We start from the raw sequence: 19,226 nt of genomic DNA on the forward strand, positions 1-19,226 counted from the left end.
TTTCCAATGCTGACCCTGCATACCCGCCTCGAGCGGGCCGACCATGTCACCGATGAGGCGGTGCTGGCCTACGACCAGCGCGAGCGCTGCCGCTTGCGCATCACGCTCGGCTCGGGCGCGGTGGCGGCCCTGTTCCTGCCGCGCGGTTCGGTCCTGCGCGACGGTGACCTGCTCACCGGGCCGGAAGGCGCGGTAGTGCGCGTGCGCGCGGCCCTGGAAGCGACCTACCGCATTGGCGCGCAGGACCCGCAAGCGCTGGTGCGCTGCGCTTTCCACCTCGGCAATCGCCATGGCCAGGTGCAGATCGGCTTTGACCACCTGCGCATCCGCGCCGACCCGGTCCTGCGCGACATGCTGGCCGGCCTCGGCGCGACCGTGACCGAGGAACAAGCCGCGTTTCATCCGGAACCCGGTGCGTATGGCGGCGGCCATGGACACGGCCACGACCACGAGCCGCGCCATTTGCTCGCTCCGGTGCCGCTGCGCCAGAAAATCCACCGGCCCGGCGACGTGGAGAGCGCGTGAACGGGACAGCCCTGCTGCACCTGCTGCAGCTGGCCAGTCCATCGCTGCCGGTCGGCGCGTACAGCTATTCGCAAGGCCTGGAAACAGCCATCGAACGCGGCCGCGTGTCGTGCCCGGACAGCGCCGCGCGCTACCTGGTGCACCAGTTGGGCGATGTGCTGGCGCCTTGGGACGGCGCCGTGTTCTGGCGCCTGCTGGCCGCCTGCCGCGATCGTGACAGCAGCGGCGACACCGTCGCATTCGAGCAGTGGAACGCGCGTTACCTGGCCTCGCGCGAAAGCGCCGAGCTGCGTGCCGAAACGGTGCAGATGGGCTTTTCGCTGACCCGGCTGCTGATCGAACTGGGGCTGGCGCCAGACACCGCCATGCGTGACACCTGCTTTCCCGCCGCGCTGGCGCAAGCGGTGCACGCGCTGGGCGTGCCGCATGAAGAAGCGCTGCTGGCGATGCTGTTCTCGTGGGCCGAGAACCAGGTGCTCGTGTGCGTGAAATCGATCCCGCTCGGCCAGGTGGCCGGGCAACGCCTGCTGCTGGCGCTACGGCCGGCCATCGAAGCGGCGGCCACGGAGGCGCGCACGCTGCCGGATGAAGAACTATCGAGCTGGGCGCCGGGACTGGCCCGGCTGTCCATGTACCACGAAGTCCAGAGCGGCCGGCTGTACCGGTCTTGATATTGAGAGGAACAAGCATGCAAACCAATCCCTTGCGCGTGGGCGTCGGCGGCCCGGTCGGATCGGGCAAGACGGCGCTCTGCGAGCAGCTCTGCAGGGCGATGCGCGACCAGCACGACATGGCCGTCATCACCAACGACATCTACACCCGAGAAGACATGGATATCCTGGTGCGCGCCGGAGCGCTGCCGCCGGAGCGCCTGATGGGCGTGGAGACCGGCGGCTGTCCGCACACGGCCATCCGCGAAGACGCCTCCATCAACCTGGAGGCCATCGCCCGCCTGCAAGCGGACTTTCCGAACCTGGAGCTGATCCTGGTCGAGTCGGGCGGCGACAACCTGGCGGCCACCTTCAGCCCCGAACTGTCGGACCTGACCCTGTACGTCATCGACGTGGCGGGCGGCGAGAAGATCCCGCGCAAGGGCGGGCCGGGCATCACACGCTCGGACCTCCTGCTCATCAACAAGACCGACCTGGCGCCGCACGTCGGCGCCAATCTCGACATCATGGCCCTTGATGCGCGCCGCCAGCGCGGCGAGCGGCCCTTCGTTTTTACCAATTTGCGCACCGGCGCCGGCGTGGCCGAGATTGTCGCCTTCATCCGCGAACAGGGCTTGCTGGAGGCCGCTACCAAGGAGCACGCAGTATGAAACGTTTGATTACTTTAATTATCCTGATGACCGCCGGCAGCGCCTGGGCCCACCCCGGCCACGGCGCCGGGGGCTTGACGAATGGCCTCCTGCACCCCCTGCTCGGGCTTGACCACTGGCTGGCCATGCTGGGGCTGGGCCTTTGGAGCGGCGCTGCCGGCATTCCGCGCAAGGCGCTGGCCACGGTCTGCATAGCGCTGGCAGCCGGCGCCTTCGCGCCCCTGGCGCTGCCTGCGGTGGAGCCGCTGCTGGCGGCGAGCGTGCTGGCCGCCGGCCTGATGGGCCTCGGCGCGGCGCGCCTGCCGGCAGGCCTCGGCCTGGTCCTCGCCGGCGCATTCAGCCTGGTGCACGGCCACGCGCACGGCCAGGAAATGGCCGGCTTCGCGGCGGCGGCCGGCGCCATCTGCACGAGCATGGGCCTCATGGTCCTGGGCCAGGTGGCGGGACGCAGCGCGCGCCTGCAGAAGCTCGCACCGGCACTGGTCGCACTGGCCGGCGCCGGCATGCTGGGCTTCGCCTGACGGCAAGCCCGGGCGCCTTCAGGCGCTGCTTCCCTGGATAACCGGATGCTCGACCACGTCCGCCCCATGGGCCGCGTCCGCCATGGCGCCGCTGCCATTGAAAAACAGGTTCAGCGCCACCGCCGCCACCGCGGTCAGCAGGATCCCGGAATCGAGCAGCGGGTGCAGGCCATGCGCCATCTGCTGGGCCCAGTGCGGCGCCACGAGCGGGATCAGGCCGAAGCCGATCGACAGCGCGACGATGTACAGGTTGAAACGGTTGTCCCTGAAGTCGACGCGGGCCAGGATGCGAATGCCGGCAGCGGCCACCATGCCGAACATGACCAGCCCGGCGCCGCCCAGCACGAACTGCGGGATGGCCTCGACCATGGCCGCCATTTTCGGCAGCAGCCCGAGGACGATCATGATGCCGCCCCCCGCCACGCACACCCAGCGGCTCTTGACGCCGGTGACTGCCACCAGGCCGACGTTCTGCGAGAAGCTGGTGTGCGGGAAGGTGTTCAGGATGCCGCCGAGGAGCGTCCCCAGGCCGTCCGTGCGCAGCCCCGCCGCGAGCTGGGCCTGGTCGATCTTTTTTCCCGTCATCTCGGACAGGGCCAGGAACATGCCGGCCGATTCGATCATCACCACGATCATCACCACCGTGAAGGTGAGGATCATGACGAGGTCGAAGGTCGGCATGCCGAAGGCAAACGGCGTCACGACCTGGAACCACGCGGCCTTGCCGATCTTATCGAAATTCATCTTGCCAAGGGCGAAGGCCAGGCCGCAGCCCGCCACGATGCCGAGCAGGACCGAGATGTTGCAGACGAAGCCGCGCCCATACTTCACCAGGCCCAGCACGACCAGCAGCACGAAGGCGGCGATCGCCAGGTTGTCGAGTGCGCCGTAGGCGGGATTGGGCAGCATCGGGACCGGCCCGGCCAGGTTCAGGGCCGGCGTGGCCACGCCTGGCTGCAGCGTGGCCGGCGCCAGGGCCGCGTTCGCCTTCGCCTGCTCGACCATGGCGACCAGCCTGGCGGTATCGACCACCTGCGCGGCCGAATCCGGGCCGCCCATGGCCCAGCCGACCCCGACGCGCATCAGGCTGATGCCGATGACCAGGATGATGGTGCCGGTGACGACCGGCGGGAAAAAGCGCAGCAGCCGGCTCATCATCGGCGCCATCAGCAGGGCCAGCACACCGGCCCCGATGCCGGCGCCGAAGATGGCGCGGGCGCCCTCGACGCCCGGCACCGCATGCGCGATCGCGACCATCGGCCCGACCGCGGCAAAGGTCACGCCCATCATGACCGGCAGCTTGATGCCGAACCAGGACGACAGCCCGAAGGACTGGATCAGGGTCACCAGGCCGCAACAGAAAAGGTCCGCGGAAATGAGCGTGGTGACCTGTTCGGGGGACAGCTGAAGCGCGCGCCCGACGATCAGGGGCACCGCAATGGCGCCGGCGTACATGACCAGCACGTGTTGCAGCCCGAGTGCGCCCAGGCGCCCGATGGGCAGTGGCTCGTCCACCGGATGGTGGCGGGGATGGTTCATGCGTGTCTCCCGATTCTTGTTGATAGTGATTGACGAAGGTCGAAAACCAAAGAATGCATGCCGCCTGGGCCTTACCGGGGCGATGAAATCAGTCCATGCGCGCGCCCTCTTCGTACCAGCGCTTGAGCAGGTCGCGCTCCGCCGGCGTGATCCCGGTCGCGTTATTCAAGGGCATGACTTTGAGCACCACTGCCTGCTGGTACAGCTGTTGCGCATGGCGCCCGATCGCCGCCGGGGAGTCGAAGGCGATCCCCTTGCTCTGCAATTGGGCCGAGTGGCACAGCACGCAGCGCTGGTCGATCACGCTTTTGACCCGGCTGAAGCTGACGGCTTGCGCAGCCGGCCCCGCCACGAGCGGCGCTTGCGGAGCGGACGCCGGCGCCAGCCAGAACACCATCCCGAGCAGGATCGCGACGCCGGCGCCGGCATGTTCCCAGGGCACGCGCCTGCCCTGCACCCCGGCCTTGTGGCGCGCCACGAAGCTGTGGCGCACCAGGGCGCCGGCCAGCATCAGCAGGACCAGCACCTGCCAGTTGTGCGCGCCCGAATACAGCCAGCCGTAATGGTTGGACGTCATGGCGACCAGCACGGGGAGCGTGAAATAGGTGTTGTGGACGCTGCGCTGCCTGGCGCGCCAGCCGTGGAGCGGATCGACCGGCTGGCCGGCCTTGAGCTGGGCCACGACCTTGCGCTGGCCCGGGATAATGCAGAAGAAAACGTTGGCGCTCATCGCGGTGGCCAGCATGGCGCCCACCAGCAGGAAAGCGGCGCGCCCGGCGAACAGCTGGCAGGCCAGCCAGGCCGCGCCGACGACGAACACCGATACGCAGGCGCCGACGATCAGGTCGCCGTTCTTGCCGCGCCCGAAGACGCGGCAGATGAGGTCGTAGACGAACCAGAAAGCCACCAGGAAGCCGAGCGCAGCGCCGACGGCCTGGCCCGGCGACCAGGCGTGGACCGATTTATCGACCATGAAGGTGCCCGCATTGAACAGGTAGAGCACCGTGAACAGGCCGAAACCGGACAGCCAGGTGGCGTAGCTCTCCCAATAGAACCAGTGCAGGTTTTCCGGCATGGCTTTGGGCGCCACCAGGTATTTTTGCGGATGATAGAAGCCGCCGCCGTGCACGGCCCAGAGTTCGCCGTCCACGCCCTTGGCGACCAGGTCGGGCGCGCTCGGCTTGTGCAGGGAATTATCGAGGAAGACGAAATAAAAGGATGCGCCGATCCAGGCGACGGCGGTGATGACGTGGGTCCAACGCAGCAGCAAATTGGCCCAGTCGAGCAGATAAGATTCCATAGAGCCTCAAGCGAAAAGGAAGCAGTACCGCGCAAACGACGCAGTACTCTCCCTTCACCACAGCGGGCTCTGTGAGGGGCAAAACATCGCAAGCACCGGCAACTGATTCAGCATGCCGATGCGCTCCGCGGCGACCAAATAACTGTATACGATCCTGAACAGCCTGGATATATATTTCTATAACTGCGTTTTACAACTATGAACCGCGGTAGGTCGAATACGCCCAAGGACTGGCCAGCAGCGGCACGTGGTAATGGCCGTCGGCGTCGGCGATGCCGAACTCGATCGGCACCTCGTCGATAAAGGCCGGTTCCGGCAGGTCGACGCCGCGCTCGCGGAAATACGCGGCCACCGAAAACACCAGTCGGTAGCGCCCGACCGCCATGGAGGCCACGTCGAGCAAGGGTCCGCCATCGGTGCGGCCGTCGGCGTTGAGCGTGAGGGTCTTGAGCGTGCGTGCGCCGGCGGCGTCGATTGCCTGCAGCGTGACCTGCATGCCCGCGGCCGGGCAGCCATGCATGAGGTCGAGCACGTGGGTGCTGAGGTGTCCCATCGGTTTCCTTTCAGGTCAGGAGCTGAAGATCGATCACTGCATACAGTTGATATTTTCAAGCTGAGAAAAAGTGTATACACTTTGTGCACGTTGTCAATCAGGCGATAGCCACTTCATCACCACCCACTCTATGGCCCGCTCCCGCACTCCACCCGCCCTCGCTGAGTCCAGCCAGGGCGCTGCGCCCGCGGCAAACGCCACGCAGCGCATCGTCGACGCCATCACGAATGCGATCGCGGACCGGCGCCTGATGCCGGGAACGAAACTGTCGGAACAGAAGATCGGCGATATCTTCACCGTCTCGCGCACCGTGGTGCGGCAAGCATTCAACCAGCTCAGCCGCGACCGGCTGGTGGTGCTCGAGCCGGCCCGCGGCGCCTTCGTCGCCACCCCCACGGCGGAGGAAGCGCGCGACGTGTTCGAGGTTCGCGCCATCCTCGAGACGACGGTGACGAAGCAGCTGTGCGCGGTCATTACCGACGACCAGGTGCGGGAGTTGCGCGCGCACCTGGAACTCGAACGCGCGGCCGTCGACAACGCCGAGGTACCGGGCCGCACCCGCCTGCTGGGCGACTTCCACCTGGTGCTGGCGCAGATGCTGGGCAACGGTGTGCTGGTCCAGATGCTGGGCGAGCTGCTGGCGCGTTCCTCGCTGATCGCGCTGATGCGCCAGTCCTCGCAATCGGCCGGGGAATCGCTCGCCGAGCATGTCGCCATCGTCGACGCCTTCGAACGGCGCGACGTCAAGGCCGCCGTGCGCCTGGTCGGCAAGCACCTCGCCAACGTCCAGCACAACCTCGACCTCGAGCCGCCCCAGGTCGACCTCGCCGACATCCTCACTCAGTGACTTCAACCCGTGACCTTCACCCGCGAGTCCACCATGAACCCATCCTATCCGCGTGACCTGCAGGGCTACGGCAAGGAGCCGCCCCATGCCGGCTGGCCAGGCGGCGCCCGCGTCGCCGTGCAGTTCGTCCTCAATTTCGAAGAAGGCGGCGAAAACAGCGTGCTGCACGGCGACCCCGGCAGCGAGCAGTTTTTATCCGAGATGTTCAACCCGGCCGCCTTCCCGGCGCGCCACCTGAGCATGGAAAGCATCTACGAGTACGGCTCGCGCGTCGGCGTCTGGCGCATCCTGCGCGAATTCGAACGGCGCGGCCTGCCGCTGACCGTGTTCGGGGTCGGCATGGCGCTGGCGCGCTGCCCGGACGTGAGCGCCGCCTTCAAGGACCTCGGCCACGAAATCGCCTGCCACGGCTGGCGCTGGATCAGCTACCAGAACGTGGACGAGGCCACCGAAAGGGAGCACATGGCGCGCGGCATCGAGGCCATCGAGCGCCTGACCGGCACGCGGCCGCGGGGCTGGTACACCGGCCGCGACAGCCCGCATACGCGCCGGCTGGTGGCCGACGACGGCGGCTTCGAATACGACAGCGATTACTACGGCGACGACCTGCCCTTCTGGCTGCAGGTACGCAAGAGCGACGGCAGCACGGCCCCGCAGCTCGTGGTCCCCTACACCCTGGACTGCAACGACATGCGCTTCGCCCTGCCCCAGGGTTTCTCGCACGGCGACCCGTTCTTTTCCTACCTGCGCGACGCCTTCGACGTGCACTACGAGGAAGGCGCCGAACGCCCGTCCATGATGAGCATCGGCCTGCATTGCCGCCTGCTCGGGCGTCCCGGCCGCTTCAAGGCGCTGCAGCGCTTCCTCGACTACATCGAAGGGCACGACCGCGTCTGGGTCACCCGCCGCATTGACATCGCGCGCCACTGGAAGCGCGTCCACCCCTTCAATCCGGACAGCGCGTTTACCTGGGAGTGACCATGCCAACCCTCGACCAACTCAACGCCGCCGACGAAGCGGCCTTCACCGCCCTCCTCGACGGCGTCTACGAACACTCGCCCTGGATCGCGGCCCGTGCCTGGCGGGAGCGGCCGTTTGCCAGCCTGGCGCAACTGAAACTGGCGCTGGCCGCGGCGGTGCGCGGCGCGTCCGAGGACGCCCGGCTCGGCCTGATCCGCGCGCACCCGGAACTGGCGGGCAAGGCGATGGTGTCGAAGACCCTGACCGCGGAATCGACCAACGAACAAGGCAAGGCCGGCCTGACCGACTGCACGCCGGAAGAATTCGCCACGATCGGGCGCCTGAACGACGCCTATAACGCGAAGTTCGGCTTTCCCTTCATCCTTGCCATTCGCGGACCGCGCGGCGCCGGCCTCTCCCGGCAGGAAATCATCGCAAGCTTCGCGCGGCGCCTCGCCAACGCACCCGCCTTCGAGTTCGCCGAAGCGCTGCGCAACATCCACCGCATCGCGGAGATCCGCCTGGATGACAAGTTCGGCCACGAGCCGGTGCTCGGCAACCAGGTCTGGGACTGGGCCGAAGCGCTGGCCGTGCACAGCGACCCGGGTTACGCCGAACGCGGCGAGTTGTGCGTCACCTACCTCACCGACGCCCACCGCGCCTGCGCGGCCCAACTGGCGCAGCTGATGGAGCACGACTGCGGCTTCGACGAGGTGCGCATCGATGCGGTCGGCAATGTGGTCGGCGTCTACCACGGCGCCGACCCGCAGGCGAAGCGCCTGCTGACCGGCTCGCACTACGACACGGTACGCAACGGCGGCAAGTACGATGGCCGGCTCGGCATCCTGGTGCCGATGGCCTGCGTGCGCGAACTGCGGCGCGCGGGCCGCCGCCTGCCCTGTACGATCGAGGTGGTCGCCTTTGCCGAAGAAGAGGGCCAGCGCTACAAGGCGGTGTTCCTCGGCTCCGGTGCGCTCACCGGGCAGTTCGACCCCGCCTGGCTCGAGCAGCAGGACGCCGACGGCATCACGATGCGGGCGGCGATGGCACATGCCGGCCTGCGCGCAGTTGACATGGAAGATATCGCCGGACTGCGGCGCGACCCGGCGCGCTACCTCGGCTTTGTCGAGACCCATATCGAACAGGGCCCGGTCCTGAACGAGGCCGACCTGCCGCTGGGCGTCGTCACCTCGATCAACGGCAGCCTACGTTACCTCGGCGAGATCGTGGGGATGGCCAGCCACGCCGGCACCACGCCGATGGCGATGCGCCGCGATGCCGCCGCCGCCGCGGCCGAACTGCTGCTGTTCGTCGAACGCCGCGCGGGCGCCGAGCCGGACCTGGTCGCGACGGTCGGCATGCTCGAGGTGCCGGGCGGTTCGATCAACGTCGTCCCCGGACGCTGCCGCTTCAGCCTCGACGTACGCGCGACCACCGACGCCGTGCGCGATGCCTGCGCCCGCGACATACAGGCCGAACTGGCGGCGATCTGCGCCCGCCGTGGCTTGCAGTACACGCTGGAAGAAACCATGCGCGCCGCGGCCGCACCCTGCGCGCCCGAATGGCGCCTGCGCTGGGAACGTGCGGTGGAGGCGCTCGGCCTGCCCGTGTTGCGCCTGCCCAGCGGCGCCGGCCACGACGCCATGATGCTGCACCAGGTCATGCCCCAGGCCATGCTGTTCCTGCGCGGCCTGAACGCCGGCATCAGCCACAACCCGCTGGAAGCGATCACCAACGACGACACCGAACTCTGTGTGCGCGCCTTCCAGACCCTCCTCGATCAACTCGCCACGGACCTGACATGACTCCTGTTTCGCTTCCCGCAACGCCTGCCTACGAGCGCCTCGACGCCTGGGTCGACGCCCATTTCGACGACGAGCTGCGCTTCCTGCAGGAGCTGGTGCGCGTTCCCACCGATACCCCGCCGGGCAACAACGCCCCGCATGCCGTGCGCACCGCCCAGCTGCTGCAGGACTTCGGCTTCGAGGCCGAACAACATGCGGTACCGGCACAGGCAGTCCGGGATGCCGGGCTGCAGAGCATCACCAACCTGGTCGTGCGCCGCAGCTACGGCAGCGGCAAGATCGTCGGCCTGAATGCGCATGGCGACGTGGTCCCGCCCGGAGAAGGCTGGACCCACCCGCCCTACGGCGCGGACATCGTCGACGGCAAGCTCTATGGCCGCGCTGCCGCCGTCAGCAAATGCGATTTCGCGACCTTTACCTTCGCCACCCGCGCGCTCGAGGCGCTCGCAGCATCGGAAAAAATGCCGCTGAAGGGCGGGGTCGAACTGTATTTCACCTATGACGAGGAATTCGGCGGCGAACTCGGTCCGGGCTGGCTGCTCGACCAGGGGCTGGCCAAGCCCGACCTCCTGATTGCGGCCGGCTTCAGCTACCAGGTCATCACGGCCCACAACGGCTGCCTGCAGATGGAGGTCACGGTGCACGGCAAGATGGGCCACGCGGCGGTGCCCGAGACCGGCGTCGATGCCCTGCAGGCCGCCACGCAGATACTGGCCGCACTGTACCGCCAGAACACGCTGTACAAGCAGACCCGCAGCGGGGTGAAAGGCATCAACCACCCCTACCTGAACGTCGGCCTGATCGCGGGCGGCACCAATACCAACGTGGTGCCGGGCAAGGTCGTGCTCAAGCTCGACCGCCGCATGATCCCGGAGGAGAGCCCGGCCGAGGTCGAAGCCGCCCTGCGCCAACTCATCCAGGATGCGGTCGCCGATTGCGCGGGCATCACGATCGAGATCAAACGCCTGCTGCTGGCCAGGGCGCTCAAGCCATTGGCGGGTAACGCGGGCATGGTCGACGCGCTGTCGCGGCACGCCAGCGCGCTTTTCGAGGAGCCGATCGAAGCCGCCGGCACGCCGCTCTACACCGATGCGCGCCTGTTCGGCGAACGCGGCATTCCGGCCGTGCTGTACGGCTGCGGCCCGCGCACGGTCGCGGAGAGCAATGCCAAGCGCGCCGACGAACATATCGACCTCGAGGACCTGCGCCGCGCCACCAAGGTCGTGGCGCGCACCCTGTTCGACCTGCTGGGCTGACGCCGGCATGCACCACGACATGGGGGCGGAGGCAGCCGCATAACCGTAGAATGGGCATGCCCACGCGTTACGACCGCCCCCTCTGCCACCAGCTGTGGCAAACAGCTTGTACTGTGTGCGGCAGCCCATGATCGACCGCCTGCATCAGACCTGCGGCAACATGAAACCCGCGAAGAAATCGGCCAGGGCCTCGTGCGCATTCAAAGGCAATACCAGGGCGATATACTGATCGGGGCGCACGACGACCAGGGCGCCCTGCCCGCGATCCACGCCGCGCAGGTCGAAGATGTCGGGGCCGTGCCTGAGCCTGGCGCTGAATACCTTTTCGTAGTCGTGCAGGCCATGGCGCCCTTTCTGCGGCCATAGCAGTGCGGGCATCGACTGGATGTCCAGGTCGGCGTGGCCGTCCTGGAAGACTGCGCGCAGGTCGAACACGGCATCCGGATCCTGGCCCGCGGCCGTGTACTTTCGCACCGGCGAAGCGGGCGCCCCCGCGAGGAAGCGGCACAGCGCGCGTACGCCGCCGGTGTCGTCCGCGGCGTCATCCTTGCCGGCGAAGGCGTAGAGGCGCCAGCGCCCGTCGGCCTTGCCCGCGTGTCCCAGTTGGACCACCCTGGCGTCGCTGATGCGCACCACTTCGGCCGAGTGAAAACGCGTCCCCACTTCGAAGCCGCTGGCCAAAGCCTGGTGCCTGTCGTCACCGCACAGGAGCGATGGGGTGTATTGCGTGCCCATGCCCGCCGTGAAGCGCAAGTGGCGCTCGAAATACTTCTGGAACTCCTTGGGGTCGAGGCCTCCGCCCTTGCCGTCCGCCGGCTTTTCGCTGATCATCTTCGCCCACTCGGTGTCGAAGTCGATCAACTGTTTTCCCACCGCCTGGCGCTCGGCATTGTAGCTATGCAGCAGCGACGGGGGACACTGGCCGCGCAGGACGGCCGCCAGCTTCCAGCCCAGGTTGAACGCATCCTGCATCGAGCAATTCATGCCCTGGCCCGCCTTCGGGCTGTGGGTGTGGCAAGCGTCGCCGGCGATGAAGACGCGCGGCAGCCGGCCTCCTTCCTGTCCAGCGCTCACGTCGTCGTATTTGTCGCAGATGCGCTGGCCGATCTCGTACACCGACCACCAGGCTACTTCCTTCACATCGAGCTTGTACGGATGGAAGATGCGCTGCGCGGCATCGATCAACTGTTCGACCGTGAGCTGGCGCTGCGACACGCGTTCGTCCTCGCCCAGCTTGTCCATCTCCACGTACAGCCGCGTGAGATAGCCCCCCTCGCGCGGGATGATCAGCAGGCTGCCTGCGCCGGACTGGATCGCCACCTTGTAGCGCACGTCGGGGAAGTCCGTCACCGCCAGCACGTCCATCACGCCCCAGGCCTGGTGCGCGGCCTCGCCAACCAGTTCGCGGCCGATGGCGGCGCGGGTGGCGCTGCGCGCGCCGTCGCAGCCCACGACGTAGCGTGCACGCACGGTCTCGCGCTGCCCGGCATGCGCCGGATCGGACCGTTCCAGCGTCACCGTCACCGGATAGTCCGTGGCCGCATCGTCCACCTCGACGTTGACCAGTTTGCGCGCGTAATGGGGCGCGAGCCGGCTGGGCGAATTGCGCATGGTCTCGAGGTAGAGGTCGTGCACCCGCGCCTGGTTGAGCACCACGTGCGGAAACTCCGACAAGCCGTCCTCGGTGTCCTGCACGCGGCCATGGCGCACGATGTCCTCCGGGTTCGTTTCGCCCGGCTTCCAGAACGTGACTTCGTTGATCCAGCAGGACTCCTGGAGCACGCGCCCGGCAAAGTCGAAGGCCTCGAACATCTCCATCGTGCGGCAGGCGATGCCGTCGGCCTGCCCTTTCTCCAGCGGGCCATCCTTTTGCTCGACGATGGCCGTGTGGATCTCCGGGAACGCCGCCAGTTGCGCCGCCAGCGTCAGGCCGGCCGGGCCGCAGCCGACAATGAGCACGTCCACCTGTGCCGGCACGGCATCGGTGTGCGGCCGCGCGAGCGGCGAAGCGGGGTGACGATGCGGGTCGCCGGGGCGAAATCCGTCGAGATGGAATTGCATGGCTGGTCTCCTGGAGGCTGTTACTACCGTTGTATTTGATGGCGGGGGAGGAAGGCCGCGTGCTGGCGAACCCCGGTCCCGCGATGGGAATCACTTTGACCGAAAAGCCGTATTTTGAAAACCGATGATTGTTGATTGCTATAATCAGGATTTTAAATACTGATAAACCGATGAAGCGATTCGACCTCGAGCTGCTGCTGGTCTTCGATGAAATTTTCAAAACCGGAAACGTCACCCGGGCCGCCCATAACCTCGGCCTGCCGCAGTCGAGCGTCAGCCTCGCCCTGGGCAAGCTGCGCGGCCATTTCAATGACCAGCTGTTCAGCCGTACCGCCAGGGGGATGGTGCCCACGCCGCGCGCACAGAACGCGATCGGGGACGTGCGCCGCTCGATCGAGGCACTGCAGCATGCGCTGTCCGACCAGCCGGTGTTCGACCCCGCCGCGAGTGCGCGTCAATTCCGTATTTGCATGACCGATATCAGCGAGATCGTGCTCCTGCCGCGCATGCTGAACCACTTGCGCGGTATTGCCCCGGGCATTCATCTCGAGATATCGCGGATTTCCCCCGACACGCCTGGCGAGCTTGCCGATGGCACGGTCGACCTGGCGGTGGGTTTCATGCCGCACCTGGAGGCGGGCTTCTACCAGCAAAAGCTGTTCGACCAGCACTTCGTCTGCCTGGTGGCGAAGTCGCATCCGCGCGTGGGCGACTCGCTGAGCGTCGAGAACCTGCGGCAGGAAGGACATGTGCGGGTGCGGACCTCGGGCACCGGCCATGCGATCGTCGACAAGGTCCTGGCGCGCGAAGAGATCGAGCGCACCGTGGTGCTGAACCTGCCCAGCTTCCTGGGCGTTGCGCCCGTCGTGGCACAGACGGAACTGCTGGCCATTGTCCCCTTGCGCTATGCGAGCACGATGGCAAGCAGCGAAGCGGTCCGCTTCCTGGCGATCCCGGTGGACCTGCCCAGCTACCAGGTCAAACAGCACTGGCACGAACGCTATCATGCCGACGTCTCGAACCGCTGGCTGCGGCAGATGGTTGCCGCGCTGTTTGCCAGCGGGGAGGAGGCCGGGAGCACCGTGAACACCAGCGCGTCCGATCCATCGCGATGATGGCGTCCGCTGCCGCCAGGCGATGGCCTCACGCCAGCGACTGCTACGGTTTTCCGGGATCCTTCTGATTCGGGAACTTGTCGAACTCGATATTGAACAGTTCCCCGTTGACCCTCTCGACCCGGCGCACGTATTCCGTCTGGACCACGTCGCGCGTGGCGGCGTCCAGCATGATCGGTCCACGCGGACTGTTCAGCTTCATGCCCTTCAGGACCGCCATGGCCTGGTCGCCATCGATCTTGCCGTTCAGCTTGCGCGCCACCTCGTAGATGGCCGCCATGCCGTCATAGCCGCCGACGGCCATGAAATTGGGCCGGCCCGCGCCTGGGTTGGCGCTCGCGAAGCTCTTGAGGAATGCGGCGTTTTCGGGCGACTTGTGCGCCGCCGAATAGTGAAAAGTGGTGATCACGCCCAGTGTCGCGTCGCCCATCGCGGCCAGCATGTGGTCGTCCGTCAGGTCGCCGGTGCCGATCACCCTGATACCGGCTTCGGCCAATCCGCGCTCGCGGTAGCCCTTCATGAAGGCGATGGTGTGCTCGCCGGGCGGCACGAAGACGAAGACCGCATCCGGTTTGGCGTCCTTGATGCGCTGGATGTAAGGCGCGAAGTCGGGATTTTTCAGCGGTACGCGGATCGCCTCCAGGACCTTGCCGCCCCCTTCGGCCAGGGTCGCCTTGAACGCCGTTTCGGCATCGATACCCGGCGCGTAATCGGCTACCAGCGTGACCACGTTGCGGATCTTGTTCTTCAAAGCCCAGGTCGCCATCGGCGCCGAGCTTTGCGGCAGCGTCATCGATACGCGCGCGATGTAGTTCGACTTCGTCGTGATGACCGAACTGGCCGCATTCATGATGATCATCGGCTTTTTGGCCTGCTCGGCAAGCGGCGCGACGGCCAGTGCCTCGGGCGTCAGGCCGAAGCCGGCCAGGAAGTCGACCTTGTCGCGCACAACGAGCTCCTGGGCCAGCCGCTTGGCGATTTCCGGCGCCGGGCCCGTCGAGTCCTTGATGATGACCTCGATTTTCTTGCCGGCGACGGTGCTGCCATGTTGCGCCATATACGCTTTGATCCCGCCTTCCATCTGCTTGCCGTAATCGGCAAACGGCCCGGAAAATGGTGCGATCAGCCCGACCTTGATGGTGTCCTGGCCCGCGGCTTGCGCCGGCAAGGTGACGCCGAGCGCGGCCGCTGCAATCAATACGCTGGATGCGAGTTTTTTCATGCTGTTGTCTCCGGTTGTGTCGTTTTGTTTCTTGGAATTATCGGCCACAGTGTGCCCAAGTTCGCGGACGCTGGATACTTGTTGGACTCTGATTTATATAATCAGCTTTTTGAATAATGGTGGCGCTGCCGCGTGGACCGGGCAGTTGTACCGTGCAGTTGTGCTGTTATGCTGAACGCTTCGAAACCCCATGCATTCGCTAAATGTCGACCCATTTCTACGAGCCCTGCAACGGGCATGGACTTCCCCATGATCCTTTCAATGCGATCGTCGGGCCGCGCCCGATCGGTTGGATATCCTCCCGCGGCAAAACCGGGGCGCTGAACCTCGCCCCCTACAGTTTCTTCAACGCGTTCAACTACGTGCCACCGATTGTCGGCTTTGCCAGTATCGGCGCCAAGGATACGCTGCACAACGTGCAGGAGACTGGGGAATTCGTATGGAACCTGGCGACCAGGTCGCTGGCGGAGGCGATGAACAGCACCTGCGCGGCTGTGCCGCCGGACGTGGACGAATTCGCCCTCGCCGGCCTGACGCCGGCGCCTTCGCGATTGATCGCCACGCCTCGCGTGGCCGAAAGCCCGGTGTCCTTCGAGTGCAAGCTCACCCAGCTCATCCAGCTGCAACGCGAAAACGGCGAGACCGTCCCGACATGGCTGGTGCTGGGTGAGGTGGTGGGGATACACATCGCAAACGCCCTGCTCAGGGACGGGATTTACGATACGGCTTCCGCCGGCCATATCCTGCGCGGCGGCGGTCCGGCCGATTATTTTACGGTCGGGCCGGAACAGCTGTTCCAGATGTTTCGTCCCCGTTAAGGACCCTCGTGCAGCGCTGGCCGCGGCGCGCGTCATCAAGCAAAGGAGCGAATACCCGGACACCGGAATTCTGTCGAACCGATGGCCGTGAATCGTCACTGCAAGGATTGCCATGACTCCGGAAATAAACAAAAAAAATCCGCCAAGGTATGACGACGCGCGCCGCTCGAAAAATAGTGGGCCACAGTTTGAATCCGGCCATATTTAGATCGACCAGAATGTGAATCTGCTGGAATGAGCGCTCGAGCGCAAGGGATGAACTGGAGGGAGCTGATGCCTCTCAGCCATTGGTTTCGATACAACTGTGCATCTCCGAACACCAACTCAAGAGCAACCGGAGTTGCGGTATCTCAATCTTCCCTGTTCTCTCGGCTTTACACTTTTTCTTGTGCAAGATTTCGTTTGAAAAATTCTGCGGACACGAGAGAGACGGATGCTCAAGCAACGCCACCAGCTGACAGACCCGCCTCGATGCACGCATGTTCGGCCGGGCAGAGGCACGCTGATTCTACGGCGCGAGGAAGGCGCCTTCGCGGTGATGACAGCCGTGCTTATCATCGTCATCATCGGATGCTGCGGTTTTGCTCTTGACCTGAGCAGGCTCTACAACCGCAAGGTTGAATTGCAGACGGTAGCGGATGCCATTGCACTCGCCGCCGCGGCGCGATTGGATGGAACCAAGGAAGGCATCGACAGTGCTGCGCTGGCTGCTTCCGAAGCGGGTGCCAAATACGCCATTATCTATGGCTACGGGAAGCTTCCCGTCGTATGGTCGCCGGACGCCATCAGATTTGGCTCCGCACCTTCCGGAAGCACATGGGTACCCACTGCAGAGGCCAAGCTTCAACCCGAAACCATGTTTTATGTTGAGGTTGACACCAGCCGGCTTAACGCAACGCCTGGCACTCTCGATTTGCTACTGCTCCGTGTGCTTCCGTCAGCCAGTGCGTCTGCACAAACTGGAAGCCGGGCAGTTGCCGGCCGCTCGACAATCAACGTCATGCCCCTTGCTCTATGCGCGATGTCAGACACGCGGGCAACGAAACGTGGACAGGAACTCGTTGAACATGGGTTCCGACGAGGGATCAGCTATAACTTGATGCAACTGAACCCGAACGACAATAAAAGCGGCGCGCATTTTCTCGTCAATCCCGTCGCAGCGCCGGGAACGATGGGCAGCTCCGACGGCACGAAACTCGAGGTCATCAAACCATTTGTCTGTACAGGGACTTTGGATATGCCTCAGGTTACTCAGGGAAAGCTTACAGTCGATCATGGATTCCCTTTGGGTTCAGTTTTTGGGCAGATCAACTCCCGTTTCGGCGGCACATATGCCGCTCCTTGTACAGAGAATGGCGCTCCGCCGGACACGAATACCAAGGAATACACTGGCGCACTTAGCTGGATGATCGATAAACCCAAAGCGCAGTCGGCCGATCCCAGGACAACCGACACACAGCTGTTCACAATTGCCGAGCTGGCACCCTCCGAGATTTCCGATAAGACGACAGCTGACCTGTACGGTCCGCTCTGGATATCTGCGAAGGCAGCCAAATATTCCGACCAGCCTGAACCTGAGCCTGCCGGATATTCCACGTTCACCACAGCGGACTGGGCAACGCTATACACTCCTGGCTCGCCTAAGCCAAAAGGTAATTATCCCTCGCCATCTCCTTACAAAGCAGACCCCAGGAACGGAGGGGCTCGCGCCGTCGCCGACCGGCGTGTCCTGAACATTCCACTGCTGCGCTGCCCCGTCCCGGAAGGCTCGCCCGCACAGGCTGAAGTACTGGCGATCGGAAAATTCTTTATGACCGTTCGGGCAACGGATAAGGATCTCTTTGCCGAATTTGCCGGACTGGCCAAGCCCAAATCACTCGTTGGACAGGTGGAGCTCTACAAATGAGGCTTCTTTCGCGCCCCGTTAAATGCCGGAATCAGACAGGATCGGTGGCCATAGAAGCCGCGGTGACGATCGGTTTCGTTCTTATTCCATTGCTGGCCTTCACCCTTTTTTTCGGCAGGTATTTCTGGTATTACACCGTTGCACAAAAAACCGCGCACGATGCGTCGGTATATCTTTCCACTGCACCACTCGCCGATGTCATGAGTGACAAAGCAGACGCGATAGCGAAACAGATAATAAATGACGGACTTGCGGACATCGATCAAACCACGCGGTCTGCGGGTGGGTCTGCTACTTATTGCCTCTTTGCAACCCCATACGGAGCAACGACACCAAGTCTCTGCTCCGACGGCCGACCCGCCGCGATGAAAGCGCAAATTTCGATGAAGGTAAGCGATCCGTTTCTTTCTCCCATAATTGAATCCCTTATCGGGTTTGAAGGACTATCTATTAAAGCCGGAGTGACATTGCCCTATGTGGGACGCTAATCAAAGACCAGGCGGCCGCCGCAACGGACAGACCTCGAAACAGCGAGGCGTTGCGGCTGTCGAGTTCGCCCTGCTCGCCACGATATTCTTTGCGCTTGTATTCGGCATACTTGAGATAGCCCGTATGGTGTATCTCTTGAACACCCTCCAGGAGGTGACCCGGCGGGCGGCAGCGATTGCAGTCAACTCGCCCTTTAGCGATACCGCCCAAACAACCGTCCGGCAGCAAGCAATATTTGCTGACCAGACCGGGAATCTGGTGCTCGGCAAGCCGATAACCGCTGAGCATCTGAGGCTCGAATACCTGTCGCTCGCCCGTGCCCCTGGCGGCGCGCTTACGATGCAGCCAGTGTCCCCCCTGCCTGCAAGTCCGACTGCGAACCGGCTCAACTGCCTGTCTGATCCTTACGGCGCAAACTGTATCCGTTTTGTTCGCGTACAGGTATGCCAGCCCAATGTTACGGACCGCTGTATGCCCGTTCCATACCAAATGTTTTTCCCATTAGTCAACTTTTCCCGCCTGGTCTTGCCACGCTCGACAACAACTTCCCCGGCCCGGTCGATGGGATACACGGCTGGCGCGGCCTCGGGCTAGCGAGAGATGATGCGGCTCCTGGCGTGGGCTGTGGTCCCTGACAACACCATCGCCCGCATGAAGGCGAGCGCGCCAGCGTTGCTCTGGCAGCCTTCGCAAGATAGACGGCCCAGGCGAACCGAGCCGTTTTCAGAGTAGAAACCAGCACTGCGCTCGCTCACTCAGTACTGAAAAATCGCCCCCAAAAAGCAAAAAAGCGCTGCCCCGCTTTCGCGTGCAACGCTTCTTCAGCTCGCTTTCGATTCCCCCCAAGCTTTTATGCTGGGTTCGCTGGGCGCACCTAAGCGCCTGAATCGAAAACCTAAATTCTGGTGGGAAGTGCAAGTTTCGAACTTGCGACCCCTGCAGTGTGAATGCAGTGCTCTACCCCTGAGCTAACCTCCCTGACAACGAG

Annotated in this window: 18 protein-coding genes and 1 tRNA gene; 13 read left to right on the plus strand and 6 right to left on the minus strand. The window is 64.6% G+C overall.

What is annotated here, in order from left to right; translation table 11 throughout:
- Positions 1-6 precede the first annotated feature (6 nt).
- Genes ureE through AC1MEM_RS17830 form a run of 4 tightly spaced genes read left to right on the plus strand, consistent with a single transcriptional unit; the run spans position 7 to position 2,367 of the window.
- Positions 7-525: an urease accessory protein UreE gene (ureE, locus tag AC1MEM_RS17815; protein WP_499472703.1), complete on the plus strand. Its 519-nt coding sequence runs from the start codon at positions 7-9 to the stop codon at positions 523-525.
- Positions 522-1,196, plus strand: coding sequence for an urease accessory protein UreF (locus tag AC1MEM_RS17820; RefSeq protein ID WP_499472705.1), 675 nt, complete (start codon positions 522-524; stop codon positions 1,194-1,196). The genes ureE and AC1MEM_RS17820 overlap by 4 nt, the downstream gene beginning before the upstream one ends.
- Before the next feature lie 17 nt (positions 1,197-1,213).
- Positions 1,214-1,846 (plus strand): urease accessory protein UreG, encoded by a 633-nt coding sequence (gene ureG / locus AC1MEM_RS17825; protein WP_499472707.1) that lies wholly within the window; start codon positions 1,214-1,216, stop codon positions 1,844-1,846.
- On the plus strand, positions 1,843-2,367 hold the full coding sequence (locus tag AC1MEM_RS17830; RefSeq protein WP_499472709.1) for a HupE/UreJ family protein: 525 nt from the start codon (positions 1,843-1,845) through the stop codon (positions 2,365-2,367). Before ureG ends, AC1MEM_RS17830 begins: the two co-directional genes overlap by 4 nt.
- An 18-nt stretch (positions 2,368-2,385) precedes the next feature.
- On the opposite strand, the gene AC1MEM_RS17835 is transcribed toward AC1MEM_RS17830, so the two are convergent.
- From AC1MEM_RS17835 to uraH, 3 genes are all read right to left on the minus strand, one after another.
- Positions 2,386-3,906, minus strand: a complete 1,521-nt coding sequence (locus AC1MEM_RS17835) for a nucleobase:cation symporter-2 family protein (RefSeq protein WP_499472711.1) — start codon at positions 3,904-3,906, stop codon at positions 2,386-2,388.
- An 88-nt stretch (positions 3,907-3,994) separates the two neighbouring features.
- Positions 3,995-5,206, minus strand: a complete 1,212-nt coding sequence (locus AC1MEM_RS17840; protein ID WP_499472713.1) for a urate hydroxylase PuuD — start codon at positions 5,204-5,206, stop codon at positions 3,995-3,997.
- Between the two features lie 196 nt (positions 5,207-5,402).
- Positions 5,403-5,759, minus strand: a complete 357-nt coding sequence (uraH, locus tag AC1MEM_RS17845) for a hydroxyisourate hydrolase (protein WP_499472715.1) — start codon at positions 5,757-5,759, stop codon at positions 5,403-5,405.
- A 130-nt stretch (positions 5,760-5,889) separates the two neighbouring features.
- Here uraH and AC1MEM_RS17850 point away from each other — a divergent pair, with 130 nt between their 5' ends.
- From AC1MEM_RS17850 to AC1MEM_RS17865, 4 genes are read left to right on the plus strand one after another with little or no spacing between them, the layout of a single operon-like run.
- Complete coding sequence (locus AC1MEM_RS17850) at positions 5,890-6,606, plus strand: GntR family transcriptional regulator (RefSeq protein WP_499472717.1); 717 nt, start codon at positions 5,890-5,892, stop codon at positions 6,604-6,606.
- A gap of 33 nt (positions 6,607-6,639) precedes the next feature.
- On the plus strand, positions 6,640-7,584 hold the full coding sequence (gene puuE, locus AC1MEM_RS17855; RefSeq protein WP_499472719.1) for an allantoinase PuuE: 945 nt from the start codon (positions 6,640-6,642) through the stop codon (positions 7,582-7,584).
- 2 nt (positions 7,585-7,586) lie between these two features.
- Positions 7,587-9,371, plus strand: a complete 1,785-nt coding sequence (uraD, locus tag AC1MEM_RS17860; RefSeq protein ID WP_499472721.1) for a 2-oxo-4-hydroxy-4-carboxy-5-ureidoimidazoline decarboxylase — start codon at positions 7,587-7,589, stop codon at positions 9,369-9,371.
- The gene (locus tag AC1MEM_RS17865) at positions 9,368-10,627 is read left to right on the plus strand and encodes a M20/M25/M40 family metallo-hydrolase (protein ID WP_499472723.1); all 1,260 of its coding nucleotides are present in this window, start codon (positions 9,368-9,370) and stop codon (positions 10,625-10,627) included. The genes uraD and AC1MEM_RS17865 overlap by 4 nt, the downstream gene beginning before the upstream one ends.
- Before the next feature lie 144 nt (positions 10,628-10,771).
- Here the strand turns inward: AC1MEM_RS17865 and AC1MEM_RS17870 are convergent, their stop codons facing one another.
- Positions 10,772-12,688 (minus strand): FAD-binding monooxygenase, encoded by a 1,917-nt coding sequence (locus tag AC1MEM_RS17870; protein WP_499472725.1) that lies wholly within the window; start codon positions 12,686-12,688, stop codon positions 10,772-10,774.
- A 170-nt stretch (positions 12,689-12,858) separates the two neighbouring features.
- Here AC1MEM_RS17870 and AC1MEM_RS17875 point away from each other — a divergent pair, with 170 nt between their 5' ends.
- On the plus strand, positions 12,859-13,803 hold the full coding sequence (locus tag AC1MEM_RS17875; protein WP_499472727.1) for a LysR family transcriptional regulator: 945 nt from the start codon (positions 12,859-12,861) through the stop codon (positions 13,801-13,803).
- A gap of 43 nt (positions 13,804-13,846) precedes the next feature.
- On the opposite strand, the gene AC1MEM_RS17880 is transcribed toward AC1MEM_RS17875, so the two are convergent.
- Complete coding sequence (locus tag AC1MEM_RS17880; protein ID WP_499472729.1) at positions 13,847-15,025, minus strand: ABC transporter substrate-binding protein; 1,179 nt, start codon at positions 15,023-15,025, stop codon at positions 13,847-13,849.
- Between the two features lie 203 nt (positions 15,026-15,228).
- Here AC1MEM_RS17880 and AC1MEM_RS17885 point away from each other — a divergent pair, with 203 nt between their 5' ends.
- The 4 genes from AC1MEM_RS17885 (at position 15,229) to AC1MEM_RS17900 (ending at position 18,832) form a co-directional block, all read left to right on the plus strand.
- A complete protein-coding gene (locus tag AC1MEM_RS17885; RefSeq protein ID WP_499472731.1) occupies positions 15,229-15,843 on the plus strand; it encodes a flavin reductase family protein in 615 nt (204 codons plus the stop codon).
- Between the two features lie 433 nt (positions 15,844-16,276).
- Positions 16,277-17,749, plus strand: a complete 1,473-nt coding sequence (locus tag AC1MEM_RS17890) for a TadE/TadG family type IV pilus assembly protein (protein ID WP_499472733.1) — start codon at positions 16,277-16,279, stop codon at positions 17,747-17,749.
- The gene (locus AC1MEM_RS17895; RefSeq protein WP_499472735.1) at positions 17,746-18,237 is read left to right on the plus strand and encodes a TadE/TadG family type IV pilus assembly protein; all 492 of its coding nucleotides are present in this window, start codon (positions 17,746-17,748) and stop codon (positions 18,235-18,237) included. Before AC1MEM_RS17890 ends, AC1MEM_RS17895 begins: the two co-directional genes overlap by 4 nt.
- Entirely contained in the window at positions 18,224-18,832 is a 609-nt protein-coding gene (locus AC1MEM_RS17900) for a TadE family protein (protein WP_499472737.1), read from the plus strand. Before AC1MEM_RS17895 ends, AC1MEM_RS17900 begins: the two co-directional genes overlap by 14 nt.
- A 309-nt stretch (positions 18,833-19,141) precedes the next feature.
- Here AC1MEM_RS17900 and AC1MEM_RS17905 read toward each other — a convergent pair.
- Positions 19,142-19,216 (minus strand) — tRNA-Val (locus tag AC1MEM_RS17905).
- Positions 19,217-19,226: the final 10 nt, after the last annotated feature.

This window comes from Telluria sp. AIW5 (genome assembly GCF_056680575.1).